This is a genomic window from Paracoccus amoyensis (assembly GCF_014490725.1).
Classification (GTDB): Bacteria; Pseudomonadota; Alphaproteobacteria; order Rhodobacterales; family Rhodobacteraceae; genus Paracoccus; species Paracoccus amoyensis.
In genome coordinates, this window is the sequence record NZ_JACOQL010000005.1 from 71,153 (window position 1) to 84,309 (window position 13,157).

13 protein-coding genes and 1 other RNA gene are annotated in these 13,157 nt (G+C 58.7%); 2 read left to right on the top strand and 12 right to left on the bottom strand.

Translation table 11 applies throughout. The annotated features are described in order from the left end of the window. Window positions 1-59: 59 nt before the first annotated feature. Window positions 60-953: a sigma factor gene (locus H4P12_RS15790; protein ID WP_187794641.1), complete on the bottom strand. Its 894-nt coding sequence runs from the start codon at window positions 951-953 to the stop codon at window positions 60-62. A 134-nt stretch (window positions 954-1,087) separates the two neighbouring features. Between H4P12_RS15790 and cobS the strand changes: the two genes are divergently transcribed. Further along, window positions 1,088-2,059: a cobaltochelatase subunit CobS gene (gene cobS / locus H4P12_RS15795; protein WP_187794642.1), complete on the top strand. Its 972-nt coding sequence runs from the start codon at window positions 1,088-1,090 to the stop codon at window positions 2,057-2,059. Window positions 2,060-2,737: 678 nt separating this feature from the next. Here the strand turns inward: cobS and H4P12_RS15800 are convergent. Both H4P12_RS15800 and H4P12_RS15805 read right to left on the bottom strand, forming a co-directional pair. Then, the gene (locus H4P12_RS15800) at window positions 2,738-2,968 is read right to left on the bottom strand and encodes a ribbon-helix-helix domain-containing protein (RefSeq protein WP_187794643.1); all 231 of its coding nucleotides are present in this window, start codon (window positions 2,966-2,968) and stop codon (window positions 2,738-2,740) included. Continuing rightward, window positions 2,961-3,140 carry a DUF4169 family protein gene (locus H4P12_RS15805; RefSeq protein WP_187794644.1) on the bottom strand — a complete coding sequence of 60 codons (180 nt, stop codon included), beginning with the start codon at window positions 3,138-3,140 and terminating at the stop codon, window positions 2,961-2,963. Before H4P12_RS15805 ends, H4P12_RS15800 begins: the two co-directional genes overlap by 8 nt. A 95-nt stretch (window positions 3,141-3,235) precedes the next feature. Here H4P12_RS15805 and H4P12_RS15810 point away from each other — a divergent pair, with 95 nt between their 5' ends. Beyond that, window positions 3,236-3,490 carry a hypothetical protein gene (locus H4P12_RS15810; RefSeq protein ID WP_187794645.1) on the top strand — a complete coding sequence of 85 codons (255 nt, stop codon included), beginning with the start codon at window positions 3,236-3,238 and terminating at the stop codon, window positions 3,488-3,490. A gap of 60 nt (window positions 3,491-3,550) precedes the next feature. Here H4P12_RS15810 and fumC read toward each other — a convergent pair whose 3' ends face one another. The 9 genes from fumC to H4P12_RS15855 all read right to left on the bottom strand — a co-directional run bounded on the left by fumC (window position 3,551) and on the right by H4P12_RS15855 (window position 13,085). After that, window positions 3,551-4,945 carry a class II fumarate hydratase gene (fumC, locus tag H4P12_RS15815; RefSeq protein WP_187794646.1) on the bottom strand — a complete coding sequence of 465 codons (1,395 nt, stop codon included), beginning with the start codon at window positions 4,943-4,945 and terminating at the stop codon, window positions 3,551-3,553. 92 nt (window positions 4,946-5,037) lie between these two features. Then, on the bottom strand, window positions 5,038-5,946 hold the full coding sequence (locus tag H4P12_RS15820; protein WP_187794647.1) for a dihydrodipicolinate synthase family protein: 909 nt from the start codon (window positions 5,944-5,946) through the stop codon (window positions 5,038-5,040). A gap of 54 nt (window positions 5,947-6,000) precedes the next feature. Next, a complete protein-coding gene (locus H4P12_RS15825; RefSeq protein WP_187794648.1) occupies window positions 6,001-6,477 on the bottom strand; it encodes an SspB family protein in 477 nt (158 codons plus the stop codon). A gap of 145 nt (window positions 6,478-6,622) precedes the next feature. Further along, window positions 6,623-6,977, bottom strand: a transfer-messenger RNA (tmRNA) gene (gene ssrA / locus H4P12_RS15830). 97 nt (window positions 6,978-7,074) lie between these two features. Beyond that, window positions 7,075-9,249: a catalase/peroxidase HPI gene (gene katG, locus H4P12_RS15835; protein ID WP_187794649.1), complete on the bottom strand. Its 2,175-nt coding sequence runs from the start codon at window positions 9,247-9,249 to the stop codon at window positions 7,075-7,077. A 310-nt stretch (window positions 9,250-9,559) separates the two neighbouring features. Further along, window positions 9,560-10,960: an NADP-dependent phosphogluconate dehydrogenase gene (gene gndA, locus H4P12_RS15840; RefSeq protein ID WP_187794857.1), complete on the bottom strand. Its 1,401-nt coding sequence runs from the start codon at window positions 10,958-10,960 to the stop codon at window positions 9,560-9,562. Between the two features lie 95 nt (window positions 10,961-11,055). Continuing rightward, entirely contained in the window at window positions 11,056-11,496 is a 441-nt protein-coding gene (locus tag H4P12_RS15845; protein WP_187794650.1) for a PaaI family thioesterase, read from the bottom strand. A 69-nt stretch (window positions 11,497-11,565) separates the two neighbouring features. Continuing rightward, window positions 11,566-12,414, bottom strand: a complete 849-nt coding sequence (pdxY, locus tag H4P12_RS15850; protein WP_187794651.1) for a pyridoxal kinase — start codon at window positions 12,412-12,414, stop codon at window positions 11,566-11,568. Further along, window positions 12,414-13,085, bottom strand: a complete 672-nt coding sequence (locus tag H4P12_RS15855; RefSeq protein ID WP_223115845.1) for an MOSC domain-containing protein — start codon at window positions 13,083-13,085, stop codon at window positions 12,414-12,416. The genes pdxY and H4P12_RS15855 overlap by 1 nt, the downstream gene beginning before the upstream one ends. Between the last annotated feature and the right edge of the window lie 72 nt (window positions 13,086-13,157).

Sequence of the window (13,157 nt, forward strand, 5' to 3'; positions counted from 1 at the left end):
GCCAGTTCACCCGTTTCATGCGATTTAGTCAGAAAAACGCGATGATTGCGCCATGTTTGTCAGTTGACGTTGGATTGCCAAAGATAGGCCAATACGGCCACGACAACCAACAGCAACACCACGATGCCCGTTCGTCCCCTATACCATGGCGTCTCCTCGGTCGGATCTTCGGTCAACGGGGCCGCTATCAGCCCAAGCGTTTCACGGGCACCCTGGCGCGCACGGGCAGGGGCCATGATTGGGGTCAGGCCGACGGCCAGTGGCACAAAATATTCCTGCCAGCCCCGCACCAGTCCGGCAAAATCGGGATCATCGGATTTGCGATCCAGCGCGGCCTCTGTCGCGCTGTCGTCCAGCAAGGCCAGCACAAGTTCTGCTGCCAGAAACTGATCTGATTGCGCGGGCGTCAGCTTGGGCAGTTCTCCCTCAATTCCCAGCAATGCTGCCTTCATGTCTCCGCGGGCCTGCATCACAGATAATTTACCACGTCGCGACAGATCCTCATAGGTCAGACCGCGCAGGTAAACATCGCGCAGGTTCTGTAATTGCGCGCCCTCCAGTTTGGCCAGCGGGCCGTCTGTTGGCAGCGCGCCCTCGGCTGCCTGCGACGCGTGGGCGGTCGCGGGTGAAAGCTGAACGGCAGGCTTCTTTTCAATCATGCCGCCATTGATCCCGGACGCGCGGAGCCGGGCAATCGCCCGCGCCCGGGTGATGCTGACCAGCCACGTCATGGGCTGCAGGTCAAAGTCGGAAAAGTTTCGCGCCTGTTTCCAGACGGCGACATAGACATCTTGCAACGTCGACTCTGCGGCCGGTCTATCGTTCAGGATGGTCACGCAAAGCGCGTACAATTTGGCCGAGGTCGAATCGTATAATGCATCGAATGCTGCCCGGTCGCCTTTGGCGATTTGGGCAATCAATCGTTCCAGATGCTCGTTCTGTGCGTTTGACACGTCTGCCCCTGCTGTTTTTGCCGCAGTTAAGAGATAAGTTTAGGTAGACCGGCAGGTGGCGTCAACGCGAGGTCGGCTTGCACCCGGCGAACATATGCGCAATCAATGTCGCGTTGCGATGAAAGGGCCTGACGATGCTGGACATGAACGCCAAACCCACCGAAGAGATCGACCTGCGCGAGGTGTTCGGTCTGGACAGCGATATGAAGGTCAAAGGCTTTGCCGAGCGGACCGAACGCGTCCCGGAAATCGATTCAACCTACAAATTCGATCCTGACACCACGATGGCGATTCTGGCGGGCTTTGCCTATAACCGCCGGGTGATGATCCAGGGCTATCACGGCACCGGGAAATCGACCCATATCGAGCAGATCGCGGCGCGGCTGAACTGGCCCTGCGTGCGGGTGAACCTGGACAGCCATGTGTCCCGGATCGACCTGATCGGCAAGGATGCGATCAAGCTGGTCGATGGCAAGCAGGTCACGGTTTTCCACGAAGGCATCCTGCCCTGGGCCCTGCGCAACCCGACTGCGATCGTCTTTGACGAATATGATGCCGGCCGCGCCGATGTGATGTTCGTGATCCAGCGCGTGCTGGAGGCCGACGGCAAACTGACCCTGCTGGACCAGAACGAGGTCATCACGCCGAACCCCTATTTCCGCCTGTTCGCCACCGCGAATACCGTGGGTCTGGGCGACACGACCGGGCTGTATCACGGCACCCAGCAGATCAACCAGGGCCAGATGGACCGCTGGTCGCTGGTCGCCACGCTGAACTATCTGTCCCATGACGCCGAGGCCGCCATCGTTCTGGCAAAAAACCCCAATTACAATAACGAGAAGGGTCGCAAGGTCATCAACCAGATGGTGACGCTGGCCGACCTGACCCGCACCGCCTTCATGCAAGGCGATCTGTCGACGGTCATGTCGCCGCGCACGGTGATTTCATGGGCGCAGAACGCCCGAATCTTCGACAATGTCGGCTATGCCTTCCGGCTGACCTTCCTGAACAAATGCGACGAGTTGGAACGCCAGACGGTCGCCGAATTCTATCAGCGTTTGTTCGATGAGGAACTGCCTGAAAGCGCTGCGGCGAAGGCGGGGTGATAAGCGGCGTTTCGCTGCCTTTCGAAAACGACGACGACGCAGCAATTGGAAGTCTTGTTAGAGCATTCGGCGAACTCGAGTATGTTCTTGGTCGATTGTTCCGGACTCTCCTCGTTCTTAGGTTCGGCGAGACAGTTGCCGAACGTGAGGCTGACGAGGCTAAGAAGTTGCAGCGGTAGCTGGGGGCACATCTTGGTCGCTACGCTGACGCGTTGCGGGATGAAGCAACGAACTTGTTGAATGATGAGGCCTGCCGATCATTGGACAGGTTGGTATCCCACATCAAAGCCATCGCCAGCATGCGAAACGCTGTATGTCATGGTGTCTGGGGAAAAGCGGTTGACGGAAGCATGACCGCGACGTTCTGGTCAGATAAGTCTTTGAAAACTCTGCGTGAGGGCACGGAATCAGCCCCTGAAATATTGACTGTGACACGACAGGAAATTCTCGTGTGCAGCGAGAGGGTCAGAGCGACTGTTCGCGAGGTCATCACACTGCGTCAAACCATCGAAATAAAAGCTGAAAAATCGCATTAGGACGGTAGGCCCGCGCAGGCGCGGTATGAGTACCGGTCTGATCACTGGACTCGGGCCACGTCACGAATGCTTTCTACTCAGGCCCACGCCGCCCATCTATTCGATATCATGCAACCAGATCGAATGTCGCGGTGGTGGCGCATCACCTCTGCAAATTCGCCAAAACGAACAATCTGATCGCCGTTGCCAACCCCACTTCGGGCGGGCGGGCGTGGTCGATCTGGCCGATCAGGTTGGCACGGGCGACACCCTGTGCCTTGGCGATGCCGCCCAGTGCGTTCCAGAACGCATCTTCCAGCGACACGGATGTGCTGTGGCCGTCGATCGTGACCGATCGCTTGACCGGCGGGGTCATGCGTGGAAAGTCAGACATCGTCTTTGCGATGGGCTTCAAGGGCGAGAGCCGCGCGATCTGCTTCGGCCTTGCGGGCATCCTTCAGCGCCTTGACCTCACCAAATTTGGCCGCGTTGGCGTCGCCCGCCGCCCGCTTTTCCGTGCGGGCGCGATCCTTGCGGGCCTGTCGCAGATTTACAATCCTGATCATTCAAATTGAATACGCCGCTTTACCTTGAAAAAAAAGCGGATTTCTATTTGGAGGTAAACTAACAGTGCTATCTGATGGAATCGGAAGGAATTGAAATGCGTGATTTTTTTATTGACTGGGCGGAAAGGCTGATTGCCGTATTCGTCATTCTGGCCGCCATCGGTATTCTGATCGCGGGCATCGGCGCAATGTTTTCGGGTGTGCCGGGTGCCTTTCTGCAGGGGCTGCTGCTGCTGATTGGCGGCGCGGTATACCTGATCATCATGGGCGGTATCATGTATGTCGCCTTTGGGATTTACCGCAACACGGCTGAAACAAACCGGCTGCTGAACGAATTGTTGCGCAAGTAAGCCCGAAAAACGAAAAGGGCGCGTCACGGATGGACGCGCCCTTTGATTGATTGCGAAGGATCAGTCCTTGGGGCCGATCATGTCTTCGGGACGCACGATCTTGTCGAAGGTTTCGCCATCGACAAAGCCAAGCGCAATCGCCTCTTCCCGAAGGGTTGTGCCGTTCTTATGCGCGGTCTTGGCAACCTTTGTGGCGTTGTCATAGCCAATGGTCGGGGCCAGCGCCGTCACCAGCATCAGCGATTCCTTCATCAGCTTGTCGATGCGTTCGACATTGGCCTTGGTGCCGACAACCATGTTGTCGGTAAAGCTGCTGGCCGCATCGCCCAGAAGTTGCATCGACTGGATGACGTTATAGGACATCATCGGGTTATAGACGTTCAGTTCGAAATGACCTTGCGAGCCGGCAAAGGTCACGGCGGCGTCGTTGCCCATGACATGGGCGCAAACCATGGTCAGCGCCTCGGCCTGGGTCGGGTTGACCTTGCCCGGCATGATCGACGACCCCGGTTCGTTTTCCGGCAGGATCAGTTCGCCCAGGCCCGAACGCGGGCCGGAACCCAGCAGACGCATGTCGTTTGCGATCTTGAACAGCGAAGCCGCCACCGTTTTCAGCGCACCTGAAAAGAAAACCATCGCATCATGGGCGGCCAGCGCCTCGAATTTGTTCGGGGCGGTGATGAAGGGCAGGTCGGTGATCTTGGCGATTTCCGCCGCGATTTCGGTGTCCCAGCCTTTCTTGGTGTTCAGGCCGGTGCCGACAGCGGTGCCACCCTGCGCCAGTTCATAGATGTCGCCAAGGGCCAGCTTGACCCGCTCGATCCCCTTCGCGACCTGATGGGCATAGCCGCCAAATTCCTGACCAAGGGTTAGCGGTGTGGCGTCCTGTGTATGGGTGCGGCCGATCTTGATGATGTCCTTGAATTCTTCGGACTTTGCAACCAGCGCGGCATGCAGCTTTTCAAGACCGGGGATCAGCACGTCACGTGCCTGCATGGCGATGCCGACATGCATGGCGGTCGGGAACGTGTCGTTAGAGGACTGACCCATATTGACATGATCATTCGGGTGAACAGGCTTTTTGCTGCCCAACTCGCCGCCCAGAATTTCGATTGCGCGGTTCGAGATGACCTCATTCGCGTTCATGTTGGACTGCGTGCCCGACCCCGTCTGCCAGACGACCAGCGGGAAATTGTCGTCAAACTTGCCCTGAAACACCTCGGTCGCAGCCTGTTCCATGGCTTTGCCGATGGTCGGGTCCAGATCGCCGTGCGCCATGTTGACCCGCGCCGCCGCCAGCTTGATCGCGCCAAGTGCCCGGATGATCGGCACCGGCTGATGTTCCCAGCCAATCGGGAAGTTCAGGATCGAACGCTGCGTCTGCGCGCCCCAGTATTTCGAGGCGTCAACCTCTAGCGGGCCGAAGCTGTCGGTTTCGGTGCGAGTTTTGGTCATCGCGTCACTCCTCACGGTTTTGCAGGCGTTCTAACCGCTGCGGGCGTGGTTCGCAATTCGCATACAACGGTATGCTAACGCGAACATGGGTTTTATAGCCGGTTTACCGCGTCCAGCGCGTCGCGCAGGCGATGAAGCTGATTTTCTGGCATCGCCAGAATCGGGCGTGGCGGTTGGGCGTCGCTTAGCGACATGATGTTGGCCGCAGCATAAATGACGCGCAGGCTGCCATATTCGCGGAAAAGTTCCCACAGGGGTTCAAAGATTTCCTGCAGGCGCGCGGTTTCGGCATGATTCCTGCTTCTGGCGGCCTGCGACAGTTTCAGTGTCTGCACTGGCAACAGGCCGGCAACGGCGCTGAACCAGCTATCGGCACCGGCCAGCAGCCCATCCGCGCATTGCCAGTCGCCGCTGTATCCGATCAGAAAGCCGCTTGGCAGTGCGGCGCGCAGTTGCGGAAGCTGGCCTTCGAAATCGCAATCCGCGGGCAGGGGCATCTTGACCGCCTCGATCGTCGGAATGTCGGCCAGACGCTGCAGCAGCGCGGTTGAAAAGTTGAAATGCGTCGTTGATGGGTTGTTGTAGATGCAAAGCGGCAGATCCGTGGTCGCGGCAACTGCGGCGTAATGCTGAAACGCTTCCTCATCTGTCAGCGGAGTATAGGAAAATGGCGCCATCAGCAGGCCCTCAGCCCCGGCTTGCCTGGCATGAGCGGCCAATTCCTGCGCATGGTCGGTGCGAAGGGTTCCAATACCAATGATCGTCGGTGTCCGGCCCTTGATCGCAGCAATGCCTGCTTCTGCTGCATGTTTCCGCTGATCCAGCGACTGATAGGCATAGGTGCCGGTGCTGCCCAACAGGCAAATGGAATCCAGGGCCGTATCGCCCGAACAAGCTTCAACCAGGCTGTTCAACAAGCCGTTGAAATCTGCGGTGCTCAGCCTGCCGTTGGCATCCGTTGGGGTGATCGGAAAGGCTGACAGGCCGGAAAAAACGGACATGGGCGAGAGGTTACCTTATTCCGGGTGGGAAAGGGCAGGGCGCTTGCCGATTGGCTACTTGCGCCACTTGTCAAGGCTGACAACTTCGCCGCCGCCCTTGGGGCTTTCGTCCGGCGGATCGCCATCTTCGCCTTCATTTTCCTCGAATTCTTCGTCCTCATCTTCATCGTCCGAATCCTGCGTTTCAAAGCGCAGGCCAAATTCAACGGAGGGATCGACAAAGGTGCGCAATGCGTCAAAGGGGATGCGCATCGGTTCGGGTGAATTGCCGAAGTTCAGAGTGATGGTAAAGCCGTCCTCGCTGACAGTCAGGTTTTCGAACCAGTGCTGGATGACGATTGTCATTTCTTCCGGATACCGCTCGCGCAGCCAATCAGCCATCTCGACGCCATCTTCACGCGTGTCGAAGGTGATGAAAAAATGATGCTCTCCGGGCAGGCCATGTGCGGCGACATCCTCAAGAACATCCGCGATAAGACCCTGCATCGCGCGATGCATCATTCTGCCATAGTCGATTTCAGAACGCGACATGCCACCAACCCTTCGTATTTTTGCGCAAGCATAGGCATATGATCCCGGATAAAAAAGGGGGCTGTGCTCGATCGCAGGAAGAATCGTCGGTTACAAACAATGCTTTGCCGTGACCGCTTGTTAAGCATACAAAAAATATAGGGAAAGTGCAGGATTCTGTTGCAAGGCTCCTGCAGGCCCCGCCTTACGCGGCTAAGCGCAAGGAGTTAGGTTTCGGTTACCCGAGCTGCTTACGCAGCCAGAGCGACCGGAGCACGGTTGTCGTTGGCAACTGTACATTTTGCACCGATGACGGTGGTAGCTCACCGAGACAAAGCAAACATCTTTAGGCGTTCGTCGATCCTGTTTCGGCCCCATGATCCCCCAACGATGGTGATTTGGTGGAGCCGCCGGGTACCGCCCCCGGGTCCGATCCGATTATTACATGCGCGTTTATGTCCATAGCCCGGCTTGCGCCGAACAAGAGGAATATAGGTCGCCGCAGCGGGCAGTGCAACGGGTAGTCGCAGATTGGGCGCGGCGAAGACGATACCATGAAACGAAAAATCCCCACGCAACCGGTTCGGAAGCGCGGGGATTTCTTGGCGTGACCTTGGATCAGACCAGATCGAAACGATCCGCGTTCATCACCTTGGTCCAGGCTTTGACGAAATCATCGACAAATTTCCGCCGATTGTCGTCCTGCGCGTAAAGTTCGGCATAGGCCCGCAGGATCGAGTTCGAGCCAAAGACCAGGTCGGCCCGCGTGGCAGTCCATTTCGGGGTGCCGGTCTTGCGGTCGCGAATCTGGTAGCTGTTCCGATCGGTCGGGTTCCAGGTGTTGTTCATGTCGGTCAGATTGACGAAGAAATCGTTCGTCAACGCGCCCTCACGATCTGTCAGAACGCCATCCTTGCTGCCGCCATGGTTGGCGCCCATTGCACGCAGGCCGCCAACCAGAACCGTCATTTCCGGCGCCGTCAGGCCCAGAAGCTGGGCACGGTCCAGCATCATTTCCTCTGGCGAAACGGCGTATTCCTTTTTCTCCCAGTTGCGGAAGCCGTCGGCGACCGGTTCCAGCGGCTCGAAGGATTCGGCATCGGTTTGCGCGTCGGTGGCGTCACCGCGGCCGGGCGCGAAGGGCACCTTGATGTCGTAACCTGCGGCTTTTGCTGCCTGTTCCACACCGACATTGCCCGCCAGAACGATAATGTCGGCCACGCTTGCACCGGTTTCGGCGGCAATCGGTTCCAGCACGGACAGAACGCGGGCCAGACGTTCCGGCTCATTGCCTTCCCAGTCTTTTTGCGGGGCCAGCCGAATGCGGGCGCCATTGGCGCCGCCGCGCATGTCCGAGCCGCGATAGGTGCGGGCGCTATCCCATGCCGTTGCAACCATATCAGCAATCGAAAGGCCGCTGGCCGCGATTTTGGCTTTTGCCGCATCAATATCATAGCCAGCATTGCCAGCCGGGACAGGATCTTGCCAGATCAGATCCTCGGACGGGACATCCGGGCCGACATAACGCGCTTTCGGCCCCATATCGCGGTGCGTCAGTTTGAACCACGCCCGCGCAAAAGCATCGTTGAAGGCCGCCGGATCGCGGTGGAACCGTTCCGAGATTTCGCGATAGATCGGATCCACTTTCAACGCCATATCCGCATCGGTCATGATCGGGTTGTAGCGGATCGAGGGATCTTCCACATCTGCGGGCCTATCCGCTTCGGCGATCGAGACGGGTTCGTATTGCCAAGCACCTGCCGGGCTTTTGCGCAATTCCCAGTCGTGGTTCATCAGCATGTCGAAGAAGCCGTTATCCCATTTCGTCGGATGCGTGGTCCAAGCACCTTCGATGCCGCTGACGACCGTGTTGCGACCAATGCCGCGCCCGGTCTTGTTCATCCAGCCAAGGCCCTGATCTTCAAGGCTGCCCCCCTCGGGCTCTGGGCTAAGATCGGCGGCATTGCCATTGCCATGCGCCTTGCCGATGGTGTGGCCACCTGCGGTCAGCGCGACGGTTTCTTCATCATTCATCGCCATGCGGGCGAAGGTTTCGCGCATCTGCGCTGCGGTCTTCAGCGGGTCAGGTTTGCCATTCACGCCTTCGGGATTGACATAGATCAGGCCCATCTGCACGGCTGCCAGCGGGTTTTCCAGCGTTTCGGGCTGATCGACATCGCCGTAACGAGGGCTGGCAGACGGCGCCAGCCATTCCTTTTCAGCGCCCCAATACACGTCTTTTTCAGGATGCCAGATGTCTTCGCGGCCAAAACCGAAACCAAAGGTTTTCAGGCCCGCGACGTCATAGGCAATGGTGCCGGCCAGTTGGATCAGGTCTGCCCAGCTGATCTTGTTGCCGTATTTCTTTTTGATCGGCCACAGCAGGCGACGGCCCTTATCGGTATTGGCGTTGTCCGGCCAGCTGTTCAACGGCGCGAAACGCTGGTTTCCGGTGCCGCCGCCGCCGCGACCATCTGCCAGACGATAGGAACCGGCGGTATGCCAGGCGACACGCGCGAACATGCCGACATAGCTGCCCCAATCGGCGGGCCACCAATCCTGGCTATCGCTCATCAGCGCGCGCAGATCGTTTTTCAGCGCCTCGACGTCCAGCGTTTTCAGTTCTTCACGATAGTCGAAATCCTGCCCCAAGGGGTTCGTCTTGGTATCGTGCTGGCCAAGGATGTCGAGGTTCAGCGAATTCGGCCACCAGCTTGTGACCGACTCGCCGCTGGTTGTATTTCCGCCGTGCATGACGGGGCATTTGCCCGTCGGAATGTCATTGCCGTCCATAATTATCCTCCGCTGGATGCTACGATGTTCGTGGCGCGCGAGCGTGGCCTTTGCCTCTCGCGTCGGGATTGCAGGGTTCTGTGTCGCTTGCATTTGTCGCCAGATAAATAGCAGGTCCTGAAAATAATGAGAAATTTCAATTACTATGAGATACAATAAGAATTACTTATAACCGAAGTGATCTAAAGCCCTCTCCCTGACAGTTGCCGCGGGATGCAGGGTATAGCGAGTGAATTTTGATTGTTCGTCGGATGCGCGCAAAAAGAAAGGGCCGCGAACGGCCCTGACGATTTTGCTGATGCAGGATGGCTTAGCGGCCCATGCCCCAGGGACCGTGCGGATCGTCCAATCCGTCAAGCCGCTTGAAGCCATGTGCCCCAAAGAAATCGCGCTGTGCCTGAATCATATTGGCGGTGCCGCGCGCCGTGCGCATCATGTCGAACCACATCAGACCCGATGCCAGTGCGGGCAGCGCGTGACCGGCTGCGATGCCTTCGGACACGACCTGTCGCAGGGATGGCATGGCCTTTTCCAGCAGATCGGCAAAGAACGGTGCCATCACCAGATTGCGGGACGGATCTTGCGCCAAAGCTTCGGCCATATCGTTCAGCATGGCAGAGCGAATGATACAGCCTGCACGCCAGACGCGGGCGATGCCGGGCAGATCCAGCGTCCAGCCGAACTTTTCCGACGCTGCGGCGATCATGGCAAAGCCTTGTGCGTAACACAGGATCTTGCCTGCGATCAGCGCCTGTTCCAGCGTCGTGGGTGAAAAGCCGTGGTGTTTCGGCGCGATGCCGAAGCGATCCTGACCCTCTTTGCGCTGCTGCAACTGGGCCGAGACGTTGCGCGCCATCACGGCGGCTTCGATCACCGGAATCGGGGCGGCCAGATGCTGTGCTTCGATGGCGGTCCAGCGGCCGGTGCCCTTTTGGCCCGCCTGATCCAGAATGACATCGACCATCGGCTTGCCGGTATGCGGATCCGTGGCCTCTGTGACCTTGCCCGAAATCTCGATCAGATAAGACTGCAACGGACCTTCGTTCCAGTCGGTAAAGACTTTCGAGATGGCTGCCGCGTCCATTTCCATGCCGTCGCGCATCAGGCCGTAGACTTCGGCAATCATCTGCATATCGGCGTATTCGATGCCATTATGGACCATTTTCACGAAATGCCCGGCACCCGCATCGCCCATGCGTGCCGCACAGGGAACGCCGTCTTCGGCTTTGGCGGCAATGGCGGTCAGGATCGGGGCCACGCGGTCCCAGTCGGCTTGCGTGCCGCCGCCCATGATGGCCGGCCCGTGCCGCGCACCATCTTCGCCGCCTGAAACACCCATGCCAAGGAAGTGGAAGGGCAGGCCGCCCTCGCTGCGGCGGTTGGTGTCGTGGAAATCGGCGTTGCCCGCGTCGATGACCAGATCATCCTTGTCCAGCAGCGGGGTCAGTGCCTCTAGCTGTTGATCGACGGCTGCACCAGCCGGGACCATCAGAATGATCGCACGCGGCGTCTTGATGGCTGCAACCAGATCTTTCAGGCTGTCTGTCGGGATGACCCGGTCGGCCAGATCGCCCGCTTCGGCCTTGAAGCGATGTGTCACTTCGGTGGTGCGGTTCCAGACGGCAATGGGGAACCCTTTTTCGGCGATGTTCAACGCCAAGGCCGCGCCCATGGTGCCCAGTCCGATCAGACCGATATCTGCCTGTGCCACTTCGTTTGCCATGTCGCGACTCTCCTTGGACAATTTGATTGCTCGTTGTTTACGCTAACGTCTTTCCGGTGTCACGACCGCGACGTTGTGCTGCGTCAACGCGATTGCACGCGGATCAGCGTCTGCACGCCCGTGGCAACATGGATGCGTCGATCATCGAATACGCCCCAAACGTCTAGCTGGCAAACCGTCAACGTGCGGCCCGGTTTCACGACACGTCCGATTGCCTCTAGGTAGTCACCTTGACCGGGGTTCAGCAGGTTCAGTTTGAATTCGACCGTCAGGACCGAGGAATCGTCGGGAAACATAGTATAGGCTGCGTATCCACCGGCCGTATCTGCGATCGCACTGGTGCCGCCGGCGTGGAAATAGCCATGATGCTGGGTGACTTCCGCCCGGAACGGCAGGCGAATGACAACCTGGCCGACAGTAACGCCCACCATTTGCGCGCCCAGAAGGGCCATCAAACCTTGCTGGTCAAAGCTGTCGCGAACCCGCTGCTCGATTGCGCGATCAAGCGTTGCACCGATGTTCATTCAATTACTCCTGCAATTGCGGTGCCATGATGCAGCGCCAAAGAGGGTTGGGAAAGGTCGGACGCAGGCTCATATCCGCAGCAATTCTTGCCGAAAATTCGGCTCATACAGCACAATTTCATTCGCGCCGACCTGTGCTGCGTGGGCAAGCGCCATACCCGTCAGCTTTTGGGCAAAGGCAACCGCGTCGGTCAGGCTTCGATTCTTGCCCCGACCCGCCATGACCAAGCCTGCGAACAGATCGCCAGTGCCGGGTAGCGCGACGGGGATATAGGGGGTTGGCAGGCGTGTCGTGCCGGTCGGGCCAACGATGATGCTTTCCAACTGGCCTGCCGGGGTATCTTCCAGAATGCAGCCTGTGGCGATCAGATCAGCACCTGCGGACAGGTTCAAATCCGTGGCAGCGGCCTGCACATCGGCCAGCGTCCTGATCTGTCTGCGGGTCAAATGCCCCAGTTCAAACGAATTGGGCGTTGCCAGATCGGCCATCGGCAAAAGCCGGTCGCGCATCAGGCGGGCAAGTTCGGCAGGGACATATAGTCCCGGACCATGATCACCCATGACCGGGTCGCACAGATAGCGCAACGTCGGGTTGGCCTGTTTGCAGCGGGCGACGAAATCGGCCGTCAGCTCGGCCACCTCGACCGAGCCGATATAGCCGGTCATGATCCAGATCGCGCGCTGTGGCAGACCGCGTTCCTCTGCGCCCAACAGCAGATCGGCGAACAGATCGGCGGGCACGGGTGCGCCGCGCAAAGTCGGGTAATCGGGCGTATTGGAAAAGATTACCGTCGGGATCGCGGCCACCTCCAGCCCTGCCGCCTGCATCGGAAAGACTGCGGCGGAATTGCCGACATGGCCATGCACGACCTGACTTTGGATCGAAATGATCAGGGGTGCTTTTGCTGTGTCGTCCATTATCCCTCCAGCCTTGGGCGCCAGTCTTCGACCCGCCCGCTTTCCAGACGCCGTCGGGCGTAGCGCCGCCAACCATCCGCCAGCACATCAAGTGCCGCGATTTCAGCCAGGAGATCCAGGTTGAGCCGGTCAACATACATCACATGCCACAGCCGCCGCAGCGTCCAGTCGGGTGCCAGACGATCAATTCGTAGCAAGTCGTCGCCGACACGGACCATGCCAGGTTGAAGAACGCGATAATACCAACCTGTCCGTCCGGTATTCTGCACCCGTCGCGCCATATCGTTGACACCGAACCGATAGTTCAGCTTCCAGCAGGGCTGGCGCCCCTGTGATACCTGCACCAGCGCGTCACCCAGTTGAAAGACATCGCCAACCGCGACATTTTCTTCGGTCATGCCTGTGGTCGAAATGTTTTCGCCGAATGCACCTGCGTGATCCAAAATGGGCGGATCGCCCAGATCGCTGCGCCAGTCGGCATAGTGATCAAACGGATAATGATGCACCGCCTTTTCAATGCCCCCATGCACGCGGCGATCAGCCTGGGCGTCGCCGGCAAATCCCTCGGCGCCAAGCCAAAGCGGGGCGGTGACTGGCGTTTTGGCGATGCCGCTCAGCCGATCTGTGTCACCCAAGGGGGCGACGGGACCTGTCAGTATCGTCAGCGGCATAGCCTTCATCCATACGCACAAAAAAAGCACGGACCACAGGGGCCCGCGCTTTATTCCGTCAAAACGGGGCTT

What these genes read in the sequence shown, in the direction of transcription:
- cobS (WP_187794642.1), top strand. Translation starts at nt 1,088, where the DNA reads ATGCTGGACATGAACGCCAAACCCACCGAAGAGATCGACCTGCGCGAG.
- H4P12_RS15800 (WP_187794643.1), bottom strand. Translation starts at nt 2,968, where the DNA reads ATGTCTGACTTTCCACGCATGACCCCGCCGGTCAAGCGATCGGTCACG.
- H4P12_RS15805 (WP_187794644.1), bottom strand. Translation starts at nt 3,140, where the DNA reads ATGATCAGGATTGTAAATCTGCGACAGGCCCGCAAGGATCGCGCCCGC.
- H4P12_RS15810 (WP_187794645.1), top strand. Translation starts at nt 3,236, where the DNA reads ATGCGTGATTTTTTTATTGACTGGGCGGAAAGGCTGATTGCCGTATTC.
- fumC (WP_187794646.1), bottom strand. Translation starts at nt 4,945, where the DNA reads ATGACCAAAACTCGCACCGAAACCGACAGCTTCGGCCCGCTAGAGGTT.
- H4P12_RS15820 (WP_187794647.1), bottom strand. Translation starts at nt 5,946, where the DNA reads ATGTCCGTTTTTTCCGGCCTGTCAGCCTTTCCGATCACCCCAACGGAT.
- H4P12_RS15825 (WP_187794648.1), bottom strand. Translation starts at nt 6,477, where the DNA reads ATGTCGCGTTCTGAAATCGACTATGGCAGAATGATGCATCGCGCGATG.
- katG (WP_187794649.1), bottom strand. Translation starts at nt 9,249, where the DNA reads ATGGACGGCAATGACATTCCGACGGGCAAATGCCCCGTCATGCACGGC.
- H4P12_RS15845 (WP_187794650.1), bottom strand. Translation starts at nt 11,496, where the DNA reads ATGAACATCGGTGCAACGCTTGATCGCGCAATCGAGCAGCGGGTTCGC.
- pdxY (WP_187794651.1), bottom strand. Translation starts at nt 12,414, where the DNA reads ATGGACGACACAGCAAAAGCACCCCTGATCATTTCGATCCAAAGTCAG.
- H4P12_RS15855 (WP_223115845.1), bottom strand. Translation starts at nt 13,085, where the DNA reads ATGCCGCTGACGATACTGACAGGTCCCGTCGCCCCCTTGGGTGACACA.